The sequence below is a fragment of the Kitasatospora sp. NPDC004723 genome, assembly GCF_040609255.1.
Classification (GTDB): Bacteria; Actinomycetota; Actinomycetes; order Streptomycetales; family Streptomycetaceae; genus Kitasatospora.
Genome location: NZ_JBEXJT010000012.1, coordinates 142,999 through 169,738 on the forward strand (window position 1 = coordinate 142,999; position 26,740 = coordinate 169,738).

Genomic DNA, 26,740 nt, shown 5'->3' on the forward strand with positions numbered 1-26,740 from the left:
GGCTCGACCGTACCGAACCCCCGCCGGAAGGGCCGCCCTTGAACCGCTCCATCCGTTCCACCGACGACGTCCTCGCCCTGCTCGACGGGCTCTTCGCACCCGAGGCGGACCGCTGGACCGACCGGGCCGCCGACTGGTGGGACGGCCTCTACGCCGACCGCGCCTCCGGTCGGCCGTTCTTCGCCGCCGCGCCGGACGAGAACCTCGTCGCCCACCTCGACCGCGGCCTGCTCGCCCCCGGCGCGCGGGTGCTGGACCTCGGCTGCGGGGCCGGCCGCAACGCCGTCCACCTCGCCGCCCGCGGCTTCGAGGTGGACGCCGTCGACCTCTCCGCCACCGCCCTCGCCTGGGCGCACGAGCGCGCACAGGCGGCGGGGGTCGCACCGCGGTTCCACCACGGCAACATCTTCACCGTGGAACTCCCCCTCCCCGCCTACGACCTGGTGTACGACTCGGGCTGCCTGCACCACCTGCCGCCGCACCGCCGGATCAGCTACCTCGCGCTGCTGGAGCGCGTGCTGGCACCCGGCGGGCACCTCGGGCTGACCTGCTTCGCGGCCGGCGCGATGGGCTCGGAGCTGCCCGACGCCGAGCTCTACCGCACCGGGAGGCTGGACGGCGGCCTCGCCTTCACCCCGGACGAACTGCGCTGGATCTTCGGCGACTTCACCGAGCTGGAGCTCCGCCCGATGCTGCCGCAGGAACCCGGCTCGCCGCTGTTCGGCCTGCCCGTGCTGCTCACCGCGCTGTTCCGCAGGCCGCCCGCCGGGTGAGACGCGCGTCGGCGCGGGGTAGGAGGAGGGACGGGGGTGGCCGGCCGTACCGGCCAGTGGAGCAGGGCGACCAGAGGGGACGGGACACATGTCCGCCGACGAAACAGTGTGGGACGCCGCCGTCGGGCGCGGACTGGGCTTCCTGCACGGGGCGTTGGGCCCCGGCGGGCTGCCGTCCGCCCGGCCCGGCCTCGACCCGGAACTGCGGGCACCGCTCACCGGCGCCGACGCCCGCCGGCGCCTGCTGGTCTCGCACGGGGTGGACCTCGGGTTCGACCCCGACCACGAGGGCCTGTCCGCGATGTGGGGCCTCGCCCTGCTGCGGCCCGACGCCGAACGGCCCGAGGAGCGCGAGCTGGTGGCCGCGCTGGCGGGGCAGGTCCAGAGGTACCGCCACCCCTCGCGCCACCGGTACGGCCTCTTCCCGCCCGGCGTGCCCTTCGCCGCCGACACCGGCAGCACCGCGGTCGCGATGTCCGGACTCGCCCGGCACGGGCTGCTCGCACCGGACGAAGCGGCGGACTACGCCGAGCAGTTGCTGGACACCCAGATCGGCCCGGACGACGGCCCGATACCGGCCTACTGGGAGGACAGCGACCAGACCTCCTCCCGCGGCCGGCGCTACGACGCGGTCATCGCCGCCGACATCCTCTTCGCGCTCCACCTCCCGGGCGCCGCGGGCCGGTTGCCGCACCCGGCGGCCGAGGCGACGCTGCGGTACGTCCGCCAGCACCTGAGCGGCCCCCGCACCGGCACCCGGTACTACGCCTCGCCCGAGGCCTTCCTGCACGCCGCCGCCCGGGCGGCCACCGCCGTGCCCGAACTGGCCGCACCGGCGCGGCGCGCGGTCGAGCACGTCACCACCCAGTTCGCCGACACCCCGCTCGAAACGGCGCTGCTCGTACTCGCCGGCGAGTACACGGGCGCCACCGCCGACCTGCCCGGTCTGCGCCGGCGGCTGGCCGGGGCCCAGCTGCCGGACGGCTCCTGGCCGGCCGGCGGCTACTTCCGCACCGGGAACCTGCCGCTGTACTTCGGCTCGCCGCACCTCACCACGCTGTTCGCCGTCCGCGCCCTGCGGCCCGAGACCCCGTCGGCGAGCTGACCACCGACGCCGACCGCCGACGGGGCGAACCGGGTCAGTCGGCGAGGCTGAAGTCGCCGCCGACCGCCGCGGCGATGGTGTCGGCGCGGACCAGGTCGGTGAAGGTCCGCACCGGGGAGCTGCTGTCCGTGGTGCTGCCGTCGCCGAGCTGGCCGGAAGCGTTGGCCCCGCAGGAGTGGACCTCGCCGTCGGCCAGCAGGACGACGGTGTGCTCACGGCCGCCCGCCACCTGCCGCACCCCGGCCAGGCCCGGGACCGGCACCGGCGTGACCCGGAAGGTCGTGCTGCCGTCGCCGAGCTGGCCCGAGGTGTTCTGCCCCCAGGCCCTGAGCCGGTGGTCGCCGCCGGTGACGGCCAGGCTGTGGTGGGAGCCCGCCGCGATCCAGCTGACCCCGCCGGACCAGCCGCCCCGGGTGTGGACCGGGGTGTAGCGGTTGATCGTGGTGTTGTCGCCGAGCTGGCCGGAGGCGTTGAAGCCCCAGGCCTTCACCGCGCTCCCGCCGCTCACGGCGAGGCTGTGGTTGGCGCCGGCCGCGATCCGGCTGACCGCACCGAGGCCGGCCACCTGGACCGGGACGTTGCGGGCGGCCGAAGTCCCGTCGCCGAGCTGGCCGTTGACGTTGTGGCCCCAGGCCCACACGGTGCCGTCCGCGCGCAGCGCCAGACTGTGGTGGAGGCCGGCGGCGATGGCGATCACCTCGTCGAGGCGCCTGACCCGGACCGGGACACTGCTGTCGGCGTCGCCACCGTTGCCGAGCTGACCGTGGGCGTTCCGGCCCCAGGCCAGCACCGTGCCGTCCTCGCACAGGGCGAGGCTGTGGGCGCCGCCCGCGGCGATGTCGGTGGCATCGCCCAGGTTGACGACCCAGTCGGGCGCGCCGCGGCCGGAGACCGAGCCGTCACCGAGCTGCCCCGAGCCGTTGGCGCCCCAGGACCGCACGCTGCCGTCGGTCAGCAGCGCCAGCCCGTGCCCCGTGGCCGCACCCGCCCCGCCGGCGGCGGTCCTGACCACGTCGGAGCCGGCCAGCCCGAGCACGGTGGTGGCCTTGGTGTGCAGGGCGGCCCAGGAGCCGTCACCGAGCTGGCCGGCACGGTTGTTGCCCCAGGCCTTGAGCCGCTTGTCCGCCACTTCTTCTCCCGTCTGTCGATGAACGGCCGCCGCGCCGGACCCACAGGGGTCGACGCGAGCGCCGCGCGCCATGCGTAGCCAACCAGACACCCACGGTGTTCATGGGCCCGTGACGGGCCGACGGGGCTTCCGACACACGCAGGGGTGACACGGCGGTGCGGCAGCACGGACGGACGCCGCCGGAACGGACCAGTCCGGCGGGCGGGCGCCCCGTCCCCGACCTAGGCTTCCCGCACGGAAGCTCCCCCGGCCGCCTCGGATCGGAACCCCCATGCACCCTGTCGTACGCGGCGCCGGAGCCCTGGGCCTGGCCGTGGCGCTGGCGTGCGGCCTCGCCGCGTGCCACAACGGTTCCCCGGCGAGCTCCGCCAAGGTCGAACCGTCGACCCCCGCGAGCACCGCCGCCTCCCCCTCCCCCTCCACTGCCTCCGCCACCGCCACCGCCATCCCGGCGCTGCCCGCCGCGCTCACCGGCCAGCAGCTCGCCTGGCACGCCTGCCCGGCCCCGTCGGCCGCCCAGGGCGGCGGCCGGGCCCCGGGCGCGCCGTGGGAGTGCGCCACCCTGAAGGCCCCGCTGGACCACGCCCGGCCCGACGGGCGCACCATCGACCTCGCGCTGATCCGGGCGAGGTCCACCGGCGGGCCGAGGATCGGCTCGCTGATCTACAACTTCGGCGGCCCCGGCGCCTCCGGCGTCACCACCCTGCCCGCCCTCGCCAAGGACTACGCCGACCTCAACACCCGCTACGACCTGGTCGGTTTCGACCCGCGCGGGATCGGCGACAGCGCCGGCGTGCGCTGCCTGGACGACGCCGCCACGGACGCCTCGGCCGCCGTCGACGGCACACCGGACGACACCGCCGAGGCCCGGGCGCTCGACGAGGCCAACACCGCGTACGCCGCCGCCTGCCAGCAGAACTCCGGCGCCGTCCTGCCCTACGTCGACACCGTCTCGGCCGCCCGCGACCTCGACCTGCTGCGCCAGGTACTCGGGGACGACCGGCTGCACTACTTCGGTTTCTCCTACGGCACCGAACTCGGCGGCGTCTACGCCCATCTGTACCCGCACGACGTCGGCCGCCTGGTGATGGACGCCGTCGTCGACCCGACCCAGGATCCGCTGCAGAGCTCGCTCGGCCAGGCCAAGGGCTTCCAGCTCGCCCTGGAGAACTTCATGGCGGCCTGCGCCGACCAGGCGGGCGAGGCCTGCCCGACCGGTCCGGGCGGCGCCGAGGGCACCCGGCGGATCACCACCCTCCTGCAGGGCCTGGACGCCGCCCCGCTGCCGGCCGACAGCGGTCGCAGACTCACCCAGGACCTCGCCGTCACCGGCATCGCGGCCGCGCTCTACAGCGAGGCGAGCTGGAACGCCCTCGCCGTCGGCCTCCAGGAGGCGATGCAGGGCGGCTCCGGCACCACCCTGCTCGCCCTCGCCGACGCCTACACGGGCCGCGACGCCCAGGGCCACTACAGCAACCTGCTCGCCGCCAACCGCGCCGTCAGCTGCGTCGACGACCGGCAGCGCTACACCGAGGCCGAGGTGCGGGAGCAGCTCCCGGCGTTCCGTCAGGCCTCCCCGGTCTTCGGCGACTTCGCCGCCTGGGGCCTGACCGCCTGCTCGCACTGGCCGGTGCCCGGACGGACCGACCACCCCGAGGTCGACGCCCCCGGCGCGGCGCCGATCGTGGTCATCGGCAACACCGGCGACCCGGCCACCCCGTACGAGGGGGCCCGCGCGATGGCGCAGCGGCTCGGCCCGGGCGTCGGGGTGACCGTCACCCTGCGCGGGCAGGGCCACGGCGGCTACGACACCGGCAACCCCTGCCTCAAGCAGGCCGTCGACCAGTACCTGCTGGACGGCGTGGTGCCGCCCGACGGCACCACGTGCGCGTAACAAGCCTTCACCAAGCTCCCACCCCGGTCGGGGACTTCGCGACCTGACGCCCTACCGTGGGCCCCGGAAAGGGGACCACATGACCGCCAACCCGCCACGGCTGCAGGGCAACCGCCGCCTCCTCGACCCCGCGCGCCCGTTCCCCGAACGGGTCGCGCGGCTGGTCCGGGACTGGGAGGACGACGGCCGGGCCGGCTACCGCCTGGTCGACGGCCGGGCGCTGCTCGCCCTGTACTGCTGGCACCTGGACGCCACCCGGCGCGGCACCGCCGACGAAACCCCGGCCACCACCGCCTACGTCGCCGCGGCCTTCGCCGCCAACGGGGGTGCGGACGGCTGGGACACGCTGCTGCGCGAGCGGGCCGACTGCACCTGTCACGGCCAGAGTTGGCGGCTGGAGAACATATCGATCTGTCTGGGCTGTCTGCGCTACGTCTGCTACCGGGTCGACACCCCCTGCTGTCCCGGCGCCCGCATCGTCGGCTGAGTCCCGTCCGGATCCCCCGTCAGCAGCCGGGCCAGCAGCGCGCCGGGCCCCTCCGGCAGGGCCCCGTGGACGAGTTCGGTGCGGTGCACCAGGCGGGGCGCCCGGACCGGGACGGCCACCACCCCCGGCGCACCGGCCGCCACCGCGGCGGGCAGCAGGGCCGGCCCGTGCCCGGCCGCGACCAGGGCGAGCAGCCCGCGCACATCGGTGCCCAGGTAGCGCAGGGACGGCCGGTAGCCGTCGACGGCGGTGGCGGCGCGCAGCCGGGCGCCGGTCGGGGCGAGGGCGGGGGCGTGCAGCCAGCGGGCGGCGGACAGGTCGGCGAGCGCGAGCCCGGAGCGCCCGGCCAGCGGGTGGCCGGCCGGCAGGGCGACGGCGAGCGGCTGCTCGGCGACCGCGACGGTGGCGAGCGGGCCCACGTCGGGCAGCGGCAGCGGGTCGGACGGGGCGGCCGGACCGTCCACGAGCGCGAGGTCGACGGCGCCGGTCGCGACCTCGGCGGGCAGCGCGTCCTGGGCGAGCACCCGGACCGTCAGGTCCACCGTCGGATGGACCCGGCGCACCTCGGCGAGCGCGCGCCCCACCTCCGCCCCGAGCGCCAGCGGCGTGGCCCCGACGGTGAGACAGGCACTCGCGGCACCCGCCAGGCGTGCGATGTCGGCACGCGCCGCGTCGATCCTCAGCAGCAGGGCCGAGGCGTGCTCCAGCAGCCGCGCGCCCGCCTCGGTGGGGCCGACCGGACGGCGGTGCAGCACCGCCGTGCCGAGGTCCGCCTCCAGCGCGGCGATCTGCTGGGAGACCGCCGACTGGGTGTAGCCGAGTTCGCGGGCGGCCTCGGAGAACGAGCCCAGCCGGACCACGGCGACAAAGGTGCGCAGCTGCTGCGGCTCCACGCGCTCATCACGTCCACTGATCGAGGGGTAAGCAATCATCGTTGGCGCTGATGCGGCGCCGCCGGTCAGGATAGCCCCATGACCCACCCCGTCCCCCGCCTCGCCCTGGTCGGCGACCGCTCGACCGCCGTCCGCTCGCACACCCGCGTCCCCGCCCTGCTCGACGCGCTCGCCGACCGCGACCAGCTCGTCCTGGACGCCTACTGGATCCCCACCGAGGACGCCGCCGCCCCCGGCGCACTGGACGGCTTCGACGCCGTCTGGCTGCTCCCCGGCAGCCCGTACCGCAGCGAGGACGGCGCGCTGGCCGCCGTCCGCACCGCCCGCGAGCGGCGCATCCCCTTCCTCGGCACCTGCGCCGGCTTCCAGCACGCGGTGCTGGAGTACGCCCGCCACGTCTGCGGGATCGGCGGCGCCGCGCACGGCGAGAGCCATCCCGGCGAGGCGGACCTGGTGATCGTGCCGCTCAGCTGCTCGCTGGTGGGACACGAGGGCGCGGTGCGGCTGACCCCCGGCTCGCTGGCCGAGCGCGTCCTCGGCGCGCCGCGCACGGTGGAGCGGTACCACTGCGCGTACGGGCTGAACGACGCCTACCTGGAGCGGCTGCGCGCGGGCGGCCTGCGGTTCAGCGGCGCGGACGACTCCGGGCAGCTGCGGATCCTGGAGCTGCCGGCCGAGGCGCACCCCTTCTTCCTGGCCTCGCTGTTCCAGCCGGAGCTGGCCGACGACGGCACCCGGGCCCACCCGATGATCCGCGCCTTCGCCGCCGCCGCGGCCGACCGCGTCACGGTGTCACGGTGAAGAGCCGCTAGCGGCGGGCGGTGAGCCGCTCCCACACCTCGGCGACCCTGGGCGCCAGCTCCTCCAGCGGGCCGCTGTTGTCGATCACCAGGTCGGCCACGGCCAGCCGGTCGGCCCGGCTGGCCTGGGCCGCCATCCGGGCCCGGGCCTCCTGCTCGGTCATCCCGCGCAGCCGGACCAGCCGCTCGACCCGCACCTCGTCCGCCGCGTCGACCACGATCACCTCGTCGTACAGCGGCCCGAGCCCGTTCTCGGCGAGCAGCGGGACGTCGTGCACCACCACCGCGTCCGGCGCCGCCGCCGCCTCCAGCTCGGCGGAGCGCGCCCGGACCAGCGGGTGGACGATCGCGTTCAGCGCCCGCAGCCGCGCCGGGTCGGCGAAGACGATCGCGCCGAGCGCCGGCCGGTCCAGCGAGCCGTCCGCCGCGAGCACGCCCGCGCCGAACTCGGCGACCACGGCGTCGAGGCCCGAAGTACCGGGGGCGACCACCTCACGGGCGATCACGTCGGAGTCCACGATCACCGCGCCGTGGGCGGCGAGCAGCCGCGACACCTCGCTCTTGCCCGCGCCGATGCCGCCCGTCAGTCCGATCTTCAGCATGGCGCCAGGCTACCGGCGGACCTCACCGCGCGGTCACCCCAGGTCGAGTCACCCCAGGTCGAGTCACCCCAGGTCGAGGCTCTCGCCCTCGCCCAGGGTGTGCAGCTCCGCGCCGGTGCCCGGGCCGCCGGGGCCGACCAGCCGGGTGTGCACGGCGACGCCGGCCGGGCTGAGCACCGCGTCGTGCACCGGGACGGCCTGCCGCGGCCCGGCCTCGCGCACGTAGTCGATCAGCTCGCCGACCTTGGTCCACGGCGCGGCGATCGGCAGCAGCAGGGTGTCCACCGGCTGCGGCGGCACGGTCAGCGCGTCACCCGGGTGGAACAGCCGGCCGTCGAAGAGGAAGCCGACGTTGCGCACCCGCGGGATGTCCGGGTGGATCACCGCGTGCCACTCGCCGTGCACCGAGACGCCGATCCCGCCGAGGTCGAAGGCGTCGTCCTCGCCGACCGCCGTCACCCGCCGGCCCACCCCCTCCAGCTGCCGGGCGACGTCCGGGTTGGTCCACACCCGCAGCGCCGGGTCCGCCTCCAGCGCGGCCCGCAGCCGGGCCTCCTCGAAGTGGTCGGCGTGCTCGTGGGTGATCAGCACGGCGTCCGCGCCCACCAGGGCCGCGGGATCGGTGAACATCCCGGGGTCGACGACGACGGTCGTCCCCTCGTGCTCCAGGCGTACGCAGGCATGTCCGAACTTGGTGATCCGCATGCCTCAGCACGGTACTCCGGAACCGTTACGGGGCGGTGCCGACCAGTTCCTTCGGAGCGGCGGGCCGCTGGACCGGCAGCGCCGCCGGCCCGATCTCCGGCAGCTCGACGTGCTCGCTCAGCCCGAACCGGTCGTGCAGCCGGCGCAGCGGGGCCGGCGCCCACCAGTTGAACTCGCCGAACAGCTTCATCGCGGCGGGCACCAGCAGGCAGCGCACCACCGTGGCGTCGACCGCCACGGCGACCGCCAGCGCGATGCCCATCTGCTTGACCATCAGCATGTCGCCGAGCGCGAACCCGGCGAAGACGATCACCATCAGCAGCGCCGCCGAGGTGATGATCCGACCGCTGCGCTGGACGCCCAGCTCCACCGACCGGGAACAGCTGTGCCCCTTGTCCCGCAGTTCCTTGATCCGGGAGAGCAGGAAGACCTCGTAGTCCATCGACAACCCGAAGGCGAAGGCGAACACCAGCACCGGGATGAAGGTCTCCAGTCCGCCGGTCGGGCTGAATCCGAGCAGTCCGCTGAACCAGCCGTCCTGGAAGACCAGGGTGAGCGCGCCGAGCGAGGCGCCCAGCGAGAGCAGGTTCATCAGCAGGGCCTTGACCGGCATCACCACCGAGCCGGTCATCAGGAAGAGCAGGATCAGTGTGCCGAGGGCCACCAGGCCGAGCGCGATCGGGCCGCGGGTGCGCAGTTCGTCCTGGAAGTCGATCACCGAGGCCGCCCCGCCGGTCACCTGGGTGGTGAGCCCGCCGCGGTCCGCGCGCAGCTCCTTGACGACCTGCTTCGCCTGCCCGCCCTGCGGGTCGCCGTGCACCAGCACGTCGATGGTGGAGACGGTGTCGCTCACCGGGGTGACGGCGCGCACGCCGCTGACGCCCGGCAGCTTGGCCACCACGTCGTCCGCGTAGGCCTGGGCGACGGCCGCACCGCTGTCCACCACCACGGTGATCGGAGCGGCCGAGGCCTGCGGGAAGCGCTGGTCGATCGTCTCGGCGACCTGCCGCCCGGCCGAGGAGGCGGGCAGCACGGCGGCACCGGAGTTGCGCATGTCGGCGTGCAGGAACGGCGCCCCCGCGGCCATCAGCAGCGCGGTGCAGGCGAGCACCACCGGCACGGCCCGCTTGCCGACCCGGCGCACCGTGCGGCTGAAGAAGCCGTCGTCGGGGACGGGCGCGGTGGGCGTCTTGATCCGGCTCCCGGCGAAGCCGAGCAGCGCCGGGACGAGGGTGAGCGCGGCGGCGACCGCGATCACCACCACGCTCACGCCGGCCGCGGAGACGGCGGCGAGCACCGGGCTGGTGAAGACGAACAGGCCGGAGAGGGCGACGGCCACGGTCAGGCCGGAGAAGGCGACGGTGCGACCGGCCGTGGCGGCGGTCCGCTCGACGGCGGCGGCGATCGGGGCGCCGTGGCCGCGTTCCTCGCGGAAACGTTGCACCATGAGCAGCGCGTAGTCGATCGACAGACCCAGGCCCAGCACGGTGGCGATCGGCAGCACGCTGGTGTCGATGTCCATGATCCGGCTGAAGCCGAACATGGCCAGCAGCGCTCCGCCGACCGAGGCGACGGCGCCGATCACCGGAAGGCTCGCGGCGGCCAGGCCGCCGAAGACCAGGACCATCACGACCAGGGTCAGCGGCAGGGTGACGATCTCGCCGAAGCGGGTGTCCTTCTCGGTCTGCTTCTTGACCTCGTCCTGGAGCACCAGGTCCCCGCCGACGGTCACCTTCGCGCCGTCCGTCCCGACCTCGCCCTGAATGGCGGAAAGTCGCTGGGTGACGGCGGTGGTCTCGGCGGAGGTACTGGTGTCGGCCATCCGCACCGAGACCAGGCTCGCGTTGCCGTCGGCCGAGCGGAGCGCCGCCGCGCCCGGGCCGGGGCCGTAGGCGTCGGTGGCCGAGGAGACCCCGGGCAGGGCGGCGATCTCGGCGGTGGCCCGGGTGACGGCGTCCCGGACGGTGGTGTCGTCCACCGGCCGGCCGTCCACCACGGCGGTGACGGTGCCCTTGGCCGGATCGGCGGCGGTGACGACGGCGCTGCCGCGGTCCGCCTCGGAGGCGGAGGAGGAGGCGCCGGCCACCGAGCCCTCGAAGACCCGTCCGCCGATCAGCACGCCTATCACCAGCACGACCGCCCAGAAACCGAGCACCCAGCGACGCTGCCGGTAGCAGAACCGGCCGAGGGCGGCGAGGCGTCCGCCGACCTGCGGATCGACGGACGGGCGGGGGGAGGCAGCGGAGGACACGGCGGAGCGAAGGCTCATGTGCGGAGGGTGCCTAGCGTGCGGGGCCGGGTGAGCGACCCATCGGGCAACTCCTCCCAAGGTAGGCCTGAATTCCCGAATCACCCATAGGCATTGAATGAGCCCCTCATCACAAAAATCCCTCACATAAGGAATGAATAATGAAGGTCGAAAAACAATGAACCCCGCTCGGAAACCGAGCGGGGTTCATCGGTGACGCTATGCGCTAGTCACGCACCAGCGGGGCAGAGCCTCAGCTCTGGCCACCGGCCAGCTTCTCGCGCAGGGCGGCCAGGGCCTCGTCCGAGGCCAGGGCGCCGGAGCCCTCGTCGCTGCTGGACGAGTAGGAGCCACCGGCAGCGGCGGCGACGGCGTCGCCACCCTCGGCAGCGGCCTCCGCGTCGGCCTCGCGGCTCTTGATGACCTGGGCCTGGTGCTGCTCGAAGCGCGCCTGGGCCTCGGCGTACTGCCGCTCCCACTCCTCGCGCTGCTTCTCGTAGCCCGCCAGCCAGTCGTTGGCCTCGGGGTCGAAGCCCTCCGGGTAGATGTAGTTGCCCTGGTCGTCGTAGGACGCGGCCATGCCGTACAGGGTCGGGTCGAACTCGACCTCGGCCGGGTTGGCACCCAGCGCCTCGTTGGCCTGCTTCAGCGAGAGGCTGATGCGACGACGCTCGAGGTCGATGTCGATGACCTTGACGAAGATCTCGTCGCCGACCTGGACGACCTGCTCCGGGATCTCGACGTGGCGCTCGGCCAGCTCGGAGATGTGGACCAGACCCTCGATGCCCTCGTCCACGCGGACGAACGCACCGAACGGAACCAGCTTGGTGACCTTACCCGGAACGACCTGGCCGATCTGGTGGGTACGGGCGAACTGCTGCCACGGGTCCTCCTGGGTCGCCTTCAGCGACAGGGAGACACGCTCGCGGTCCATGTCGACGTCGAGAACCTCGACGGTGACCTCCTGGCCGACCTCGACAACCTCGGACGGGTGGTCGATGTGCTTCCAGGACAGCTCGGAGACGTGAACCAGGCCGTCGACGCCACCCAGGTCCACAAAGGCACCGAAGTTGACGATCGAGGAGACGACGCCGGAGCGCACCTGGCCCTTCTGCAGGGTGGTGAGGAAGGTCTGGCGGACCTCGCTCTGGGTCTGCTCCAGCCAGGCACGGCGGGACAGGACCACGTTGTTGCGGTTCTTGTCCAGCTCGATGATCTTGGCCTCGAGCTCCTTGCCCACGTAGGGCTGGAGGTCGCGGACGCGGCGCATCTCGACCAGCGACGCCGGCAGGAAGCCACGGAGGCCGATGTCGAGGATGAGACCACCCTTGACGACCTCGATGACGGTACCGGTGACGATGCCGTCCTCTTCCTTGATCTTCTCGATCGTGCCCCAGGCACGCTCGTACTGAGCGCGCTTCTTGGACAGGATGAGACGACCCTCCTTGTCCTCCTTCTGGAGAACCAGGGCCTCGATGTTGTCGCCGACGGCGACGACCTCGTGCGGGTCGACGTCGTGCTTGATCGAGAGCTCGCGGGACGGGATGACGCCCTCGGTCTTGTAACCGATGTCGAGGAGGACCTCGTCACGGTCGACCTTCACGATGACGCCCTCGACGATGTCGCCATCGTTGAAGTACTTGATGGTCTCGTCAATCGCGGCGAGGAAGGCCTCCGCGTCGCCGATGTCGTTGACCGCGACCTGCGGGGTGGTGCTGAGGGAGGAGTCGGTGGGGCTCGTCATTAGGAAAAGGGCTCCGGTACGGACATGAAGTCGTAGGTAATGCCACGCGGAGGGCCCGTATCGCTCCCACCGAAAGCCGGACAGCCAAGAACACGGAGCACCGGGGTTCCCGAGACAACGGGAGATCGGCGTCCGTCTTGCGACCGTGGGGTCTTCGACAGATGCGAGCGCGACCTGCTCCGTCCGAGGCGCGCAGGCCCGCAGCGCAACTTGTAGCATACGGGGACGGCCAGGCACGGTCAACGCCAAGAACGGCAAGACGGTGGAGCCCGGTATGGAACAGGCCATATCCTCCGATTGCGCACCTCAACGGGTGGCGGCCGCTGGGAGGACCTTCCCCGGATGCCACCGCCGGGACACCGGACCTCTCGGCCCGGTTCGCGGCAGCGGCGCTTCCGCAGACGACACCCTACGCGATGGGCCTAGCAACCGTGACCGGCACCCCCCTCCCCGACCCCATTGATCTTGACGAGGACGGCGACGACGCGGTAAGGCGCTCCGCCGGCACCGGCGAGAGCAGCCGCGCCAGCCGCCACTGGTGGGACCGCAACGCCGACGAATACCAGGACGAACACGGCGAGTTCCTCGGCGACGACCGGTTCACCTGGTGCCCCGAGGGCCTCGACGAGGCGGACACCCGGCTGCTCGGCGAGGTCGCCGGCCGCACCGTCCTGGAGATCGGCGCCGGCGCCGCCCAGTGCTCGCGCTGGCTGGCCGGCCAGGGCGCCCACCCGGTCGCCCTGGACATCTCGCACCGCCAGCTCCAGCACTCGCTGCGGATCGACCTCGCCCGAGGCGCCGCCCCCGTCGCGGTCGTCCAGGCCGACGCCGCCGTGCTGCCGTTCGCCGACGCCTCCTTCGACCTCGCCTGCTCCGCCTACGGCGCCGTCCCGTTCAGCGCCGACACCACCGCGCTGATGCGCGAGGTCCACCGGGTGCTGCGGCCCGGCGGGCGCTGGGTCTTCTCGGTCACCCACCCGATCCGCTGGGCCTTCCCCGACGAGCCCGGCGTCGAGGGGCTCACCGCCGTCTCCTCCTACTTCGACCGCACCCCCTACGTCGAGCAGGACGAGCAGGGCCGGGCCACCTACGTCGAGCACCACCGCACCCTCGGCGACCGGGTCCGCGAACTCGTCGCCGCCGGCTTCCGGCTGGTCGACCTCGTCGAGCCCGAATGGCCCGAGGGCCACGAGCAGGACTGGGGCGGCTGGTCCCCGCTGCGCGGACGGCTCATCCCCGGCACCGCGATCTTCGTCGCCGAGCGGGGCTGACACCTTGCTGAACCCGGCCTGGCGCGAGCTGCCCGTCCGCACCGCCCTGCCCGCCCTGCACCGGGCCCTCGACGCCCACGGCACCGCCGTGCTCGCCGCCCCGCCCGGCACGGGGAAGACCACCCTGGTGCCGCTCGCCCTGGCCGGCCTGCTCGGTTCCGGACCTGTTCGCCGCGTCCTCGTCGCCGAACCGCGACGGCTCGCCGTCCGGGCCGCCGCCCGGCGGATGGCCTGGCTGCTCGGCTCCACGGTGGGCGCCGAGATCGGCTTCACCGTGCGCGGCGAGCGGCGCGTCGGCCCGGAGACCGTGGTCGAGGTGGTCACCACCGGTGTGCTGCTCCAGCGCCTCCAGCGCGACCAGGAGCTGCCCGGCGTCGACGTGGTCGTCCTCGACGAGTGCCACGAACGGCACCTGGACGCCGACACCGCGCTCGCCTTCCTGCTCGACGTGCGCGCCGCCCTGCGGCCCGAGCTGCGGATCGTCTGCGCCTCGGCCACCTCCGACACCGCGGCCTGGGCCGAACTCCTCGGCGGCGCGCCGGTCGTCGAGGCGCACGGAGTCTCGCACCCGGTCGAGGTGGTCCGGGCGCCGCCCGCCCGGGCCGTGCGGCCCGCGCACGGCACCCGGGTGGACTTCGCGCTGCTCGACCACGTCGCCGCCACCGTCCGGCGGGCGCTCGCGGAGCGGGAGGGCGACGTGCTCTGCTTCCTGCCCGGCGTCGGCGAGATCGCCCGCGTCGCCGGGCAGCTCGCCGGCGCGCCCGCCGAGGTCCTCCAGCTGCACGGGCGCGCCCCGCAGGCCGTCCAGGACGCCGCGCTCGCGCCGTCCGCCTCCCGCCGCGTCGTCCTGTCCACCTCCGTCGCCGAGTCCTCCCTCACCGTCCCCGGCGTCCGGATCGTGGTCGACGCCGGGCTGGCCCGCGAACCGCGCACCGACCACGCGCGCGGACTCGCCGCCCTGGTCACCGTGCGCGCCTCGCTGGCCGCCGCCCGCCAGCGGGCCGGCCGCGCCGGGCGCGAGGCCCCCGGCACCGTCTACCGGTGCTGGCACGAGGCCGAGGACGCCCTCGCCGCCCGCTTCCCCACCCCCGAGATCGCGCTCGCCGACCTGACGTCCTTCGCCCTCCAGGCCGCCTGCTGGGGCGACCCGGACGCCACCGGCCTCGCCCTGCCCGACCGGCCCCCGGCGGGCGCGATGGCCGCCGCCCGACAGACCCTGCTCGCCCTCGGAGCCGTCTCCGCCGACGGCCGGGCCACCCCGCGCGGCATCCGGCTCGCCCGTACCGGCCTGCACCCCCGGCTGGGACGGGCCCTGGTGGACGGCGCGCCCCTGGTCGGCGCCGACCGGGCCGCCGAGGTGGTCGCCCTGCTCTCCGAGGAACCCCCACGCACCCTCGGCGACGACCTCACCACCGTCCTGCGCACCGTCCGCACCGCGCGAGACCCCTACGCGGGCCGCTGGCGCGAGGAGACCCGCCGCCTGCGTCGCGCCTCCGGCTCCGAACCGTCCACCGGCCTCCCCGACTCCACGGCCGTCGGCCTGGTCGTCGCCCTCGCCTTCCCCGAACGCATCGCCCGCGCGCGGGTGGAGCGGCCCGCCCCCGGCGAGCGCAGCCCCTACCTGATGGCCTCGGGCACCGCCGCCGAACTCGCCCCGGGAACCGCGCTCGGCGCCCTGCCCTGGCTCGCCGTCGCGACGGCCGACCGCCCGGCCGGCTCCCCTTCCGCCCGGATCCTGAACGCCGCCGCCCTCGACGAGGACACCGCCCGGCAGGCCGGTGCGCCGCTCCTCACCACCCGCGCCGAAGTCCACTGGGACACCCGACGTGGCGAAGTCGTCTCCCGCCGGGTGGAATCCCTCGGTGCCATCGAACTCGCCGAGAAGCCCCTCACCAACCCCGACCGGGCCCTCGTCCGCGCCGCTCTCCTGGAAGGCCTCACCCGCGAGGGCATCAGCACCCTCCTGAGCTTCCCGTCCAACCTGCGCGAGCGCCTTGCGTTCCTCCACACCGCCATCGGAGCCCCCTGGCCCGACGTCTCCGACGAGGCGCTGCTCAACCGCGCCGACGAGTGGCTGGAACCCGAACTCTCCCGCGCCCGCCGCCGCTCCGACCTCGCCCGCATCGACACCACGGCGGCCCTCCAGCGCCTCCTCCCCTGGTCCACCGGCGAGGCCGGCCGCCTGGACGAACTCGCCCCGGAACGCATCACCGTGCCGTCAGGCTCGAAGATCCGCGTCGACTACACCACCGAACGCCCAGTACTGGCCGTCAAGTTGCAGGAACTCTTCGGTTGGAAGGCCGCCCCGGCCCTGGCCGGCGGACGAGTGCCACTCACCGTCCAACTGCTCTCCCCCGCCGGCCGGCCCGCCGCCATCACCGGTGACCTGGAAGGTTTCTGGCGCAACGGTTACCACGCCGTCCGCGCAGACCTCAGGGGCCGCTACCCCCGCCACCCTTGGCCCGAGGACCCGACCACGGCGGAGCCCACCAAGCGCACCAACGCCAGGAAGCAGTAGGTGGCGGAGCCTCACACAACCCGCCCGGTTCCGGTCAGGCCGTCCTCGCCATCGGTCGAGCACGGTCGTACAGGTCGCGTGCGTGCCGGTTGCCCTGGTAGGGCTTGATCATGGCCATCATCGAGCGGAAGCGATCATCAGCCCGACCGGACTGGATGGCCTGGTAGTCGTCGAGAGCCCGGTGCCAGTCCACACAGGCTTCTTCAAGTCGGCCGGCCTGCACCTTCCATTCTGCGAGCATGCCGGTCATCCGCACCCGGTTACGGACGTAGACGGAGTACCGCAGGCGGTCGGACGTCTCCATGGCGGCGATGGCGCCGGCCTTGTCGCCGAGTTCCCAGCGGACCTTGGCCTCGTGGTACGCCAGGGAGGACGGGTCGTAGGAGCCGAACGCCTTGGCCTTGGACTCGGCCTGCTCCATCGCGACCTCCGCTATCCCCAGGTGGTACAGGGCTCCGGCCTTGTCGCCGGTCTGGGCCGCAGAATGGGCCTGCTGTCCGGCGAGGAAGGCCCGCATCCGAGGGCCGGCCTGCGGTGAGGCGGCTGAGGCGGCGTCCGCGAACCGCATGGCGGTACTGCCGAACAAGCTGCTGATCACCGGAGGTGCGGGCTTCATCGGCTCGCACTTCGCCAGGCGGCTGCTGCGGTGTGACCATGTGGCCCAGGTGACCGTGCTCGACGCCCTCACCTACGCCGGGAGCGTGGAGAACCTGGGCGAGGTATGACCGAGGGCGACGTCCACCACGTCGCCGCCACCCTCAAGCGCGCCACCGGGAACGGATGGTGAGGCGCGCGGCCGTCCTCGGGAAGGGGGCCCTCGCCGCGCACGCGTGCGAGACGATCGCCGCTCTGACCGGCACCGTACTGGACACGGTGATCCCGAACGCGGTCGAGCCGGACTGGGACATGCGGCTGTCCGACTACGTCACCGAGCGCTGGCCGGCCACCCGCGTCCTACGCTCGGGCGACTGGCGGGACCTGGAGCCGGGCCGCTGCGACCTGGTGTTCAGCGTTCTCTATGACAAACTCATCGGCCCAGAGCTTATCGACGCCACCGAGCACATCATCAACTGCCATCCTGGCCGCCTGCCCGGCTACCGGGGCGTGCGGCCGGTCAACTGGGCGCTGCGCAACCGCGAGCACCTGCACGGCATCACGATCCACGTCATCGACTCCGGGATCGACTCCGGGCCGATCCTCGCCGAAGCGGTCTTCTCCATCTGGCCGGACGTGGACGAGGTCAAGGACGTGTGGCGGCGGGCCATGGAACACGGGCGGCTGCTCATCTCGGACACGCTGCCCAAGCTGGAGCACATCGTGCCCCGACCGCAGGAGACATCTGCGGCGGTCACCCACTTCAGCCGCGACAACGCCGGCCTCGGCGAACGCAGCAACTGGACGCGGGCGGAATCCAATGAGATGTCTTCTTAAGGCAGGAGCGCTCTCACCGCGGTGTCCAGGCCCTGGATCTCGACGGCCACCGCCGTGGTGGCGGCCAGACCCTGCCCGGCCCGGGCCAGGTAGGCCAACACCTGCTCCCAGCGCCGCGCGGGTGCGGCGACCGCCTGCTCGAGGTCCTCCGCCGCTTGAACCCTGGCGGGGTCGGCGCTCCCCCGGAGCTGCTCGGCGAGCGCGAGCACCCGGCGGGCGAGGGCCTCCTCATCCACCGGCGTGGACGTGGAGTGGACGGTGACCGAGGAGTGCTCACCGGCCGCCACCCCCGATCCGCTGAAGCTCACGTTGGCGTTGCCACTGATGTGGAGTCCACCGCTGATGCGCCGGTCCTCGGTCATCGGTCCTGCCCCCTTCCACCGGTCGACGCGAGGCCGACCCGGGTCATGATCCTGCTGGCGGCTCCGGCGGCCACCGGGGAGTCGACGAAGTTGACGGTGGCGTCGCCGGAGGCGAACACGCCGCCGTTGTAGATCACGTTCTGGCGTTCCCGGAGGTCGGAGATGTCCACCTGGTGGTCGGCCAGGAAGTCCGTGAGGGTGTCCAGGACGCGGCGTTCGACGATCTTGAGGTACATCTGACTGTCGATCTGCTGGAAGTACCGGTGGAACCGGGAATCGCTCGCCGTCTCCCGGAGGCTCAGCTTGGCACCGTAGTCGAACGCGCCGAGGGCGATCTGCCGGCGTTGCTTGCGGTACTTGTGCTTCTCGGTCAGCTGCCCCCAGACCATGAAGGCCAGCCTGAACGGGGCGGCCACCAGCCGGAACGGGGCGGCTCTGGCCGAGGACCGCAGGAGCGCAAACAGCTGCCACCCGGTAGGGCGGTCGAGCAGGTGGTCGACCTGGTGATGGCGGCGGTGGAGCGGCAGCAGCAGCGACATGGCACCCTCGACGAACAGCAGGTCCCGGGCGGGGCTCAGGGAGAAGCGGACCGTAGTGGTGGCCACCAGCTCGCTGTTCCACCCCGAGACCGAGGTCACCAGGTAGGGCCGGACCCGCCCGACACCGTCGTCCCGCAGACGGTCGAGCACGGCCGGGTCCAGGGCGATCTGCGGCCGGTCCTCGGGCCGGGGAAGCAGCAGCGGGCGGAGCGCCGGGTCCAGGCCCTGCGCCAGGTCCGCCCCGCTGACGAAAACGCGCTCGGCGATTTCCACCCCGGGCAGTCCGAGGGTGGTGACCGCCGTCATCACCTCGGCGTCCAGGGCCTTCAGGGTGAAGGGGCGCACGTCGTCGTACTGCTTATCGGGCCGGTCCACCGGGACGGTGAAGTTCCAGTTGTTGAGCAGCCTCCCGTAGCCGACGAACGGCTCGTAGCCGGAGAAGACCGAGACGTTCCCCTGTCGGTCCTCGGTGGCCAGCCGGCGCAGCACTTCCTCGTCCTGCAGCCGGACGTGCGGCGCCTGCGCGGGGTCGAACGTGGCCCGGCCCAGCTTGGGCCGGAGGACGCCGTAGAACGTGATCAGCTGTTCGACCAGCACGATCACCCAGGCCACGGCGAGGAGCGGGAAGGCGAGCGGCGGATGCGGGAACAGGAACGGATCCAGGAGAAACACGACGATCGACGCGAACTGGGAGAGGGGGTGGAAGCCGTGGGGGAAGTGTAGGGAGCCGTCGGAGAGGGGTTGGAAGACGAAGGCGCCCACCATCCCGATCATGGTCAGCGCGAGCAGCACCAGGGCGGTGGTCTGCCGGAAGCGCGCGGCGAGCGCGTAGCGCAGAACGCAGACCAGGTCGACGCCAGGCGAGGAGGCGATGGCCCGATGGGGCTCCTTGAGGACGGACTCGATGACCTTGTTGGCCAGGTTGCCCTCCGACTGCACGGCCGCGCAGAGATAGCGAGTGGCGTCCGATGCCGGATGCGGAGCCTGCTGATGCGCAACGGCACCGTGCGGCGCGGTGCGGAACAGGCCGCTGTGGGCAGGCGCCGTCGTCCAACTGCTCGGTGTCGCAGATGCCCTGCCGGTGCTGCCGGTGACCGGGGCGGGCGGCGCGAAGGTGGGGGCCATCGGAGGCGCCGGCTTACCGCCGGCCAGCACGGTCGCCCCGGGCGGCGTAGATCTGAGGGCGGCGCCGCAGACGGCGCAGTCGACGGCGGCCGCCGGGCAGACCGTGCCGCAGTGCGAACAGGTCCACAGGTCGAATGTGTTCATCCGGTCATCGCCGGTTCTCGTACGACCCGGAGGTCCTAGCGGGCCTGAGGGAAGGCCCCGGCCGGACGACGAGGTGTTGGGCGTGATGCATGCTCACAGCATGCATCCTGCCGGAGGTGACTCGGCGTCATATGGACTCGCTGTTACCAAAGCAAGTCATAACGGTAGATCAAATCACTTAAAAGACAATGCTGTTGGGCAATTCGCACGGGCTGATGCCACCGGTGGGCCGCTCCCTGCGAAGTGCTCCGGGTCGAAGGGCTCAGCGGGGCATCCCCCTCCCCCTCGCCACCTGAACACCACTCCTCAACCACCAGCGCTGCGCAGGAAGTCGATCCTCCCGACTTCCTGCGCACCTGTCCGGCCGTCCGTCCGGTACCACCGAACCTTGACCGGTTGCCACCGACGTCTGACCACGCCCCCGGAGGGCAACGCGACGGGCTCTCACGCACGGTTGTCGCGCTCACCTGGGAGGCACGTGTCCGACGGCGGTTCCCATACGAGTCCTTCCGCCTCCAAACTGTCGATGATCCACTTCCGGCCGGTCTCCCCAGCCGCTGCCCAGGTGTGTTCCATACGGCGACGCCGCTTCCGGCTGAGCCTCCACAGCCTCGTTCGCCCACGAGGCCATGCCAGGTTGTGCACCAGGTCGGCGAGCCACCCGATGCAGACGACATAGTCATCGCCCATCCACTGGTAGAAGGGCTGTCGCCGCCGAGCCATAGCGCGAATCTGAATCACGGCGATGTACACCAGGGCCGCGGCGGCCTCGTCATCGTCTACCGTCCTCACAGCCCGCCCCCCTCTCCTCCAGGCCGCCGAGTCCAACCTGGTCAGAAACCCGGTCAGACTGCCTGGGGCAGAAAACCGGCGGTCGTCAAAGCTCGGTGGCGAACGGCCAGGCTCACCGAGACTCCGCCATGTTCATCGAGGAGGGACAGCACCCACGTCCCGGTGGCGCGGGGCTCAGGAGGAGGCCCACCAGGTCGAGGGGGAGGCGACGGTGTAGCCCAGGGACTCGTAGAGCGGGCGGCCCAGTTTCGAGGCGGTGAGGGTGGCCGGGAGGTCCGTCAGGTGGGCGAGGGCGCCGAGCATGACGGCGCGGCCGACGCCGCGGGAGCGGAAGGCGGACGAGGTGGCGATCCAGTAGTGGCCGGCGACGCCGTCGGCCACGACGCTCACGCCGGCTCCTGCGGCCGCGCCGTCGACCGAGGCGACGAACACGTCCACGCCCGGCTGTTCGATCAGCGCGGCCGGGAAGAGCTCGCCGGGGTGGTGGGGCTCGAAGCTGTCCAGCTCGAAGCCCTCGATCACGATCCGCTCGGCCGCTTGAAGGTCCTCGGGCCGACGCGCCCGGGTCACGTCCAGTGCCGGGGCGTCGACGGGGCCGGGCAGGCGCAGCATGATCGGCATCTGCCAGGTGCGCAGGCCCAGGTGGCTCAGGTCCGTCGAGCTGAACGGATCCTCGACGATCACCGGACCGGCGGCCCGGCGGACCAGTTCGCCCACCTCGGCCACCTCGCCCGGGTCGAGGTCGGGCTCCTGGATCAGGATCCGCCCGCCGGCTCGCTCGTCGCCGCGGACGGCGAGGAACCCGCGGCGCCGGATCACCTCGTGGCCCCGGGACACGCCGGTCGCGGTCCAGCAGGCGGCGGAGTTGCGGGCCTGGAGCGTCGGCGCCCCGGCCGGGGAGGTGGACTGGTCGGTCGTCCCGGATTCCGTCGTCATCGGGCCCACGGTAGTACGAAATCGACTCCTTGACACGGGTTGATCAACTGCGGGCCGGCGCAGCGCACGGACGCGCGACGCGCCGGCCCGGTGACGGCGGGGACGCGTCAGAGCGCGCTGACCCAGTACGGCTCGACGGTCATCCAGCCGTTGGCCCGGGCGCCGTTGAGGCGGCCGGTGCTGGTGCGGGCGAGGGTGTACCAGGACTCGACGTAGTCCGGGTCGTCGGTCCACCAGTTCGAGGGCAGCGCCGCCAGGACGGCGTTGACCAGCGGGATGTAGGCGCCCTGGTCGGCGATGGTGAGCAGGACGGCCGCCACCGCCTGGGCGAGCGCCAGGTAGTTGGTGTCGCCGTCGTCCTCCATCAGGACGACGTCGGCCAGGTTGTACTTGTAGTTCGACCAGTTCACCAGGATCTGGTTCGGGTAGTAGACCGTGTGGTCGTACTGGAGGTACGGCATGGCGACCGAGTCGACCCGGACCTTGCCGTCCTGTCCGAAGCCGGACACCAGGCTGAACATCTCGGCGGCGCCCTTGAACCAGGGCTCCTCGTCGTCGTTCACCTCGATCGAGGTGATCTTGGTGCCCCACCAGCCGGCGGCCTGCGCGGTGGTGGGGGCCTGGGCCGCAGGAGCGATGCCGCGGGTGGCCAACTCCCGCTGGAGCACGGCGATCCCGGCCGTCAGCGCCTTGGCGGTGTCGATGTCGACCAGGTAGACCGGGCGGGTGGGCAGGGTGGCGGCGGCCAGGGCGCGGGCCCGGCCGGCGGTGTCGTAGGCGCGGACGGTGCGGGCGTGCTCGTCGGTGCCGGCGGTGGCCACCAGCGGCGCGGCGCCGGCGTCCAGGGCGGCCCGCATCGACGGGTCGGCCAGCTGGACCCGCAGCAGCGGCCCGAGGTCGGCGCCGAGGCCCTTGGCGGCGGCTATGCCGAGGTCCGCGCGGGTGGTGGCGGCGGCGAGCCCGCGGGCGGTCGCGCCGGACAGGCCGGCGGCCAGCGGGGCGAGTTCGGCCCCGGCGGGCGCGGCAGCGGTCGCCGAGCGCAGCCGCTCGCGCAGGGCGGGGTCGGCGAGGGAGGCGGCCAGGGTGCGGGCGACCTCGTCCTCGATCGCGGTCACCTGGGAGGCGGCGGGGATCGGGGCCGGGGCCGGGGTGGCCACGGCCTGGCCCGCGCCGAGCGCGAGCAGCGGCAGGGCCGTGAGCGCGACGACGGCACGTCGCACGCGGGAGTGGGACATGAGGGACTCCAGGCTCGTCGGGGTGAGGCGTCGGAGCATCGGTGCGGACGGTTCCGGCGCCGCACTCGCACGCGACGGCGCCATGACAAGTGAAGAGGTTCCCCGACGCCGGTTCAACCCCCGTCGGCGCACCGGCCCTTCCGTTCACCGTGAAAACGCCTGCGGGCGTGGATCCGGCCGGATCCACGCCCGCAGGCGTTCACTGACGGCGCCTCAGTGCGCGGCGGCCTCCCAGTCGGCGCCCACGCCGACCGAGACGTCCAGCGGGGCGCGCAGCGGGTAGGCGCCGGCCATCTGCTCGCGGACGATCGCCTCGACCGGCCCGCGCTCGCCCGGCGCCAGCTCCAGCACGATCTCGTCGTGCACCTGGAGCAGCATCCGGGAGGTGAGCCCGGCCGTGCGCAGCGCCTCGTCGACCCTCAGCATGGCGATCTTGACGATGTCGGCGGCCGAGCCCTGGATCGGGGCGTTGAGCGCCATCCGCTCGGCCATCTCGCGGCGCTGGCGGTTGTCGCTGTTGAGGTCCGGCAGGTAGCGGCGGCGGCCGAGCAGGGTCTCGGTGTAGCCGGTGGCGCGGGCCTCCTCGACGACCCGGTGCAGGTAGTCCCGCACACCGCCGAACCGCTCGAAGTAGGTGTCCATCAGGCCCTGGGCCTCGGCGGGCTTGATGCCGAGCTGCTGGGAGAGCCCGTACGCGGAGAGGCCGTAGGCCAGGCCGTAGGACATCGCCTTGATCTTGCGGCGCATCTCGGCGTCGACGGCGTCGCGCGGCACCTCGAAGACCTGGGAGGCGACGGTGGTGTGGAGGTCCTCGCCGCTGGCGAAGGCCTCGGTCAGCGCCTCGTCCTCGGAGAGGTGGGCCATGATCCGCAGCTCGATCTGCGAGTAGTCGGCGGTGAGCAGCGACTCGTAGCCCTCGCCGACGACGAAGGCGCGGCGGATCATCCGGCCCTCCTCGGTGCGGACCGGGATGTTCTGCAGGTTGGGGTCCTGCGAGGAGAGCCGGCCGGTGGCGGCGACCATCTGGTTGAAGGTGGTGTGGATGCGCCCGGCCGGGGAGACGGTCTTGAGCAGGCCCTCGACGGTGGTGCGCAGCTTGGCCTGGTCGCGGTGGCGCAGCAGGATGACCGGCAGCTCGTTGTCGGTCTGGGTGGCGAGCCAGGTGAGCGCGTCGGCGTCGGTGGTCCAGCCGGTCTTGATCTTCTTGGTCTTCGGCAGGGCGAGCTCGCCGAAGAGGATCTCCTGGAGCTGCTTGGGCGAGCCGAGGTTGAACTCGTGGCCGGCCGCGGCGTGCGCCTCCTCCACCACGCGCTGGATCTCGGCGGCGAACTGGGCCTCCAGGCCGGTGAGCCAGTCGCGGTCGGCGGCGATGCCGGTGCGCTCCATGCGGGCGAGCAGGGCGGCGATCGGCAGCTCCATATCGCGCAGCAGCTCGGTGGCGCCGACTTCGGAGAGGCGGGTGTCGAAGAGCGCGGCGAGGTCGAGCACGGCGCGGGCCTGGAGCATCAGCGCCTGGGCGTGCGCGGCCGGGTCCTCCTCCGGGGCGTCGAAGGCGAGCTGGCCGGACTCGGCGGCCGGGGCCGGGGCGAGCGAGCGGCCCAGGTACTCCTCGGCGAGCACCTCCAGGGTGAAGGTGCGGCGGCCGGGCTTCTCCAGATAGGCGGCGAGCGCGGTGTCGGCGACGACGCCCTCGACGGTCCAGCCGCGCTCGGCGAAGGCGCGCATGACCTGCTTGGCGATGTGCAGGGCCTTAGGCGCGGCCGGGTCGGTCAGCCAGTCGGCGAAGGCGCGCTCGTCCTCCTCGGCGAGCAGCGCCGGGTCGAACCAGGCGGCCGTCTCCCCCGCGGCCAGCGCGACCTCGGTGACCTCGCCGCTGCCGAGCGCCCACTGGTACACGGCGGCCAGCGCGACCGGGGACTTCCCGCCGGCGTGCTCGCGCAGCCAGGCGGCGAGGGTGCCGGGGTCGGTGAGCAGTTCGCCGTCGACCTCGACGCCGGGGGCGAGCTCGGGGGCCTCCGGCTCGGCGGCGGCCGGGTCGATGCCGAAGACCCGGTCGCGGAAGTTGGCGTTGCGGAACTCCAGCGACTCCATCAGCGCGCCGACGGCCGGGGCGTCGAACGGCGCGCGGGCCAGGTCGCCGACGCCGAGCGGGAGTTCGACGTCACGGACCAGCTCGGTGAGGACGCGGTTGCGCTTGACCGAGTCGAGGTGCTCGCGCAGCTTCTCGCCGATCTTGCCCTTGACCTCGTCGGCGCGGGCGACCAGCTCGTCGAAGGAGCCGAACTGGTTGACCCACTTGGCGGCGGTCTTCTCGCCGACGCCCGGGATGCCGGGCAGGTTGTCGGACGGGTCGCCGCGCAGCGCGGCGAGGTCCGGGTACTGGCGGGGGGTGACGCCGTACTTCTCGGCGACCTTCTCCGGGGTGTAGCGGGTGAGCTCGGAGACGCCCTTGGTCGGGTAGAGCACGGTGATGTGCTCGGTGACCAGCTGCAGGGAGTCGCGGTCGCCGGTGACGATGTCGACGTCGAAGCCGGCCGCCTCGGCGGCGGTGGCCAGGGTGGCGATGATGTCGTCGGCCTCGAAGCCCTCGGCGGTCAGCCGCGGCACGTGCATGGCGTCGAGCAGCTCGCCGATCAGGCCGACCTGGCTGCGGAACTCGTCCGGGGTCTTGGCCCGGTTGGCCTTGTAGTCGGGGAACTCGACCGAGCGGAAGGTCTGGCGGGAGAGGTCGAAGGCGACCGCGAGGTGGGTGGGCGCCTCGTCCCGGACGGTGTTGGCGAGCATCGAGGCGAAGCCGTACACCGCGTTGGTGGGCTGGCCGGTGGAGGTGTTGAAGTTCTCCACGGGCAGTGCGTAGAACGCCCGGTAGGCCATGGAGTGCCCGTCGAGCAGCATCAGGCGGGGCCGCGACCCGGCTCCGCCGCCACCCGCCGCGCCCTTGTCCGTACTCTGCGTAGCCACGTCAACGTCCGTTCCTGCCGATTCCACTACCGGCCACCGATCCTAGGGCCCGCCACCGACAAAAGGGGCACGCCCGGGGTGGACGCCCCTCGGGTGCGCTCGTGTCCCGGCCGCCACACCGGACATCTCCCGTCACCATCTCTACCGCCGAGTAGGACGGTCGTACGATCACAGGCAGCACGACGACGTGACCCCCGAGCGGCAGGAGCCCCCCATGACCGACCCGGCCACCGACCCGGCCACCGCCACCTCCGGCGCGGCGCCCGGCGCGACCCCCGACGGCGGCGTCCAGGCCCCCTTCCTCGACGCCTCGCCGGAGATGCTGGAGCACTTCGCCCGGCTCGGCGTGGACCCGGCCGCCTTCTCCGGCGGGCGGCTCGGCGAGAAGCTGGGCATCCGGATCGTCGAGGCCTCCGGCGACCGGGTGGTCGGCACCATGCCGGTGGACGGCAACCAGCAGCCGTACGGCCTGCTGCACGGCGGCGCCTCGGCGGCGCTGGCCGAGACGCTGGGCTCGGTCGGCGCGATGCTGCACGCCGGCCCGGGCCGGTACGCGGTGGGCGTGGACCTGAACGCCACCCACCACCGCTCGGCCACCTCCGGCCTGGTCACCGGTGTGGCGACCGCGGTCTTCAAGGGCCGCACGGCCGCCACCTACGAGATCGCGATCACCGACGACACCGGCAAGCGGGTCACCAGCTGCCGCCTCACCTGCATGCTGCGCGACCTCTGAGCCGATTCTTCGTCAAATCCCTTGCCCGCCCCCTTGTTTGACCTTCGACCGCCCTGGGCAGTCGTTGGTCTGGACAAGGGGGCGGTGTCATGTCCAGGCATTTTCGCCGATGTAACACTGCGTAACAAGTAGGACATCCAAGCAACTCAGAGTTTCGGGGGCCGAAACAGAGAACAGCAGTCCGCCGGACCCGCCTCTGTCCGATATTCGAACATCCATGCCCGCCACCAGCACCATGAACACCACCGTCCGATTACCGGCGAGGCCAGGAGTCACCTGCCCTTCTACGCCTTACATAGGGCGAGTTGAGAAA

At 73.0% G+C, this 26,740-nt stretch carries 20 protein-coding genes and 2 pseudogenes; 10 read left to right on the forward strand and 12 right to left on the reverse strand.

Annotated elements, in window-relative coordinates; translation table 11 throughout:
* The first annotated feature begins 38 nt into the window (after positions 1-38).
* Both ABZW10_RS15590 and ABZW10_RS15595 read left to right on the forward strand, forming a co-directional pair.
* Positions 39-773 (forward strand): class I SAM-dependent methyltransferase, encoded by a 735-nt coding sequence (locus ABZW10_RS15590; protein WP_355364767.1) that lies wholly within the window; start codon positions 39-41, stop codon positions 771-773.
* Between the two features lie 88 nt (positions 774-861).
* Positions 862-1,878 (forward strand): hypothetical protein, encoded by a 1,017-nt coding sequence (locus tag ABZW10_RS15595; protein ID WP_355364770.1) that lies wholly within the window; start codon positions 862-864, stop codon positions 1,876-1,878.
* A 34-nt stretch (positions 1,879-1,912) separates the two neighbouring features.
* Here the strand turns inward: ABZW10_RS15595 and ABZW10_RS15600 are convergent, their stop codons facing one another.
* Positions 1,913-3,007 carry a hypothetical protein gene (locus ABZW10_RS15600; RefSeq protein ID WP_355364772.1) on the reverse strand — a complete coding sequence of 365 codons (1,095 nt, stop codon included), beginning with the start codon at positions 3,005-3,007 and terminating at the stop codon, positions 1,913-1,915.
* 271 nt (positions 3,008-3,278) lie between these two features.
* On the opposite strand from ABZW10_RS15600, the gene ABZW10_RS15605 reads away from it, so the two are divergent.
* Together ABZW10_RS15605 and ABZW10_RS15610 are read left to right on the forward strand one after the other, a co-directional pair.
* Positions 3,279-4,901: an alpha/beta hydrolase gene (locus ABZW10_RS15605; RefSeq protein ID WP_355364775.1), complete on the forward strand. Its 1,623-nt coding sequence runs from the start codon at positions 3,279-3,281 to the stop codon at positions 4,899-4,901.
* Between the two features lie 79 nt (positions 4,902-4,980).
* Entirely contained in the window at positions 4,981-5,388 is a 408-nt protein-coding gene (locus ABZW10_RS15610) for a hypothetical protein (RefSeq protein ID WP_355364778.1), read from the forward strand.
* Here the strand turns inward: ABZW10_RS15610 and ABZW10_RS15615 are convergent.
* Positions 5,340-6,281, reverse strand: coding sequence for a LysR family transcriptional regulator (locus ABZW10_RS15615; protein WP_355364781.1), 942 nt, complete (start codon positions 6,279-6,281; stop codon positions 5,340-5,342). The two genes, ABZW10_RS15610 and ABZW10_RS15615, sit on opposite strands and share 49 nt — an antisense overlap.
* Before the next feature lie 78 nt (positions 6,282-6,359).
* Here ABZW10_RS15615 and ABZW10_RS15620 point away from each other — a divergent pair, with 78 nt between their 5' ends.
* A complete protein-coding gene (locus tag ABZW10_RS15620; protein WP_355364784.1) occupies positions 6,360-7,082 on the forward strand; it encodes a hypothetical protein in 723 nt (240 codons plus the stop codon).
* A 7-nt stretch (positions 7,083-7,089) separates the two neighbouring features.
* Here the strand turns inward: ABZW10_RS15620 and coaE are convergent, their stop codons facing one another.
* The 4 genes from coaE to rpsA all read right to left on the reverse strand — a co-directional run bounded on the left by coaE (position 7,090) and on the right by rpsA (position 12,380).
* Positions 7,090-7,683 carry a dephospho-CoA kinase gene (coaE, locus tag ABZW10_RS15625; RefSeq protein WP_355364787.1) on the reverse strand — a complete coding sequence of 198 codons (594 nt, stop codon included), beginning with the start codon at positions 7,681-7,683 and terminating at the stop codon, positions 7,090-7,092.
* 63 nt (positions 7,684-7,746) lie between these two features.
* Positions 7,747-8,388: an MBL fold metallo-hydrolase gene (locus ABZW10_RS15630; RefSeq protein WP_355364790.1), complete on the reverse strand. Its 642-nt coding sequence runs from the start codon at positions 8,386-8,388 to the stop codon at positions 7,747-7,749.
* Between the two features lie 25 nt (positions 8,389-8,413).
* Positions 8,414-10,657, reverse strand: a complete 2,244-nt coding sequence (locus ABZW10_RS15635) for an MMPL family transporter (RefSeq protein WP_355364793.1) — start codon at positions 10,655-10,657, stop codon at positions 8,414-8,416.
* A 232-nt stretch (positions 10,658-10,889) separates the two neighbouring features.
* Positions 10,890-12,380: a 30S ribosomal protein S1 gene (rpsA, locus tag ABZW10_RS15640; protein WP_355364796.1), complete on the reverse strand. Its 1,491-nt coding sequence runs from the start codon at positions 12,378-12,380 to the stop codon at positions 10,890-10,892.
* Positions 12,381-12,796: 416 nt separating this feature from the next.
* Between rpsA and ABZW10_RS15645 the strand changes: the two genes are divergently transcribed.
* Positions 12,797-13,651 carry a class I SAM-dependent methyltransferase gene (locus ABZW10_RS15645; protein WP_355364799.1) on the forward strand — a complete coding sequence of 285 codons (855 nt, stop codon included), beginning with the start codon at positions 12,797-12,799 and terminating at the stop codon, positions 13,649-13,651.
* Between the two features lie 4 nt (positions 13,652-13,655).
* A complete protein-coding gene (hrpB, locus tag ABZW10_RS15650; RefSeq protein WP_355364802.1) occupies positions 13,656-16,169 on the forward strand; it encodes an ATP-dependent helicase HrpB in 2,514 nt (837 codons plus the stop codon).
* Positions 16,170-16,203: 34 nt separating this feature from the next.
* Here hrpB and ABZW10_RS15655 read toward each other — a convergent pair.
* A pseudogene (locus tag ABZW10_RS15655) lies at positions 16,204-16,740 on the reverse strand (tetratricopeptide repeat protein); the annotation flags it as partial.
* Here ABZW10_RS15655 and ABZW10_RS15660 point away from each other — a divergent pair.
* Both ABZW10_RS15660 and ABZW10_RS15665 read left to right on the forward strand, forming a co-directional pair.
* A pseudogene (locus tag ABZW10_RS15660) lies at positions 16,736-16,885 on the forward strand (GDP-mannose 4,6-dehydratase); the annotation flags it as partial. The pseudogenes ABZW10_RS15655 and ABZW10_RS15660 sit on opposite strands and share 5 nt — an antisense overlap.
* A 64-nt stretch (positions 16,886-16,949) precedes the next feature.
* Positions 16,950-17,600: a formyltransferase family protein gene (locus ABZW10_RS15665; RefSeq protein WP_355364805.1), complete on the forward strand. Its 651-nt coding sequence runs from the start codon at positions 16,950-16,952 to the stop codon at positions 17,598-17,600.
* Here ABZW10_RS15665 and ABZW10_RS15670 read toward each other — a convergent pair.
* The 5 genes from ABZW10_RS15670 to polA form a co-directional block, all read right to left on the reverse strand.
* On the reverse strand, positions 17,597-17,962 hold the full coding sequence (locus ABZW10_RS15670) for a hypothetical protein (protein ID WP_355364808.1): 366 nt from the start codon (positions 17,960-17,962) through the stop codon (positions 17,597-17,599). The genes ABZW10_RS15665 and ABZW10_RS15670 overlap by 4 nt on opposite strands.
* Complete coding sequence (locus ABZW10_RS15675; protein ID WP_355364811.1) at positions 17,959-19,770, reverse strand: zinc finger Ran-binding domain-containing protein; 1,812 nt, start codon at positions 19,768-19,770, stop codon at positions 17,959-17,961. The genes ABZW10_RS15670 and ABZW10_RS15675 overlap by 4 nt, the downstream gene beginning before the upstream one ends.
* Positions 19,771-20,736: 966 nt before the next feature.
* The gene (locus tag ABZW10_RS15680) at positions 20,737-21,498 is read right to left on the reverse strand and encodes a GNAT family N-acetyltransferase (protein ID WP_355364814.1); all 762 of its coding nucleotides are present in this window, start codon (positions 21,496-21,498) and stop codon (positions 20,737-20,739) included.
* A gap of 107 nt (positions 21,499-21,605) precedes the next feature.
* The gene (locus tag ABZW10_RS15685) at positions 21,606-22,733 is read right to left on the reverse strand and encodes a DUF3103 family protein (RefSeq protein ID WP_355364817.1); all 1,128 of its coding nucleotides are present in this window, start codon (positions 22,731-22,733) and stop codon (positions 21,606-21,608) included.
* Positions 22,734-22,946: 213 nt separating this feature from the next.
* On the reverse strand, positions 22,947-25,628 hold the full coding sequence (gene polA, locus ABZW10_RS15690) for a DNA polymerase I (protein ID WP_355364850.1): 2,682 nt from the start codon (positions 25,626-25,628) through the stop codon (positions 22,947-22,949).
* A 385-nt stretch (positions 25,629-26,013) separates the two neighbouring features.
* On the opposite strand from polA, the gene ABZW10_RS15695 reads away from it, so the two are divergent.
* Positions 26,014-26,427: a hotdog fold thioesterase gene (locus tag ABZW10_RS15695; RefSeq protein ID WP_355364853.1), complete on the forward strand. Its 414-nt coding sequence runs from the start codon at positions 26,014-26,016 to the stop codon at positions 26,425-26,427.
* Positions 26,428-26,740: the final 313 nt, after the last annotated feature.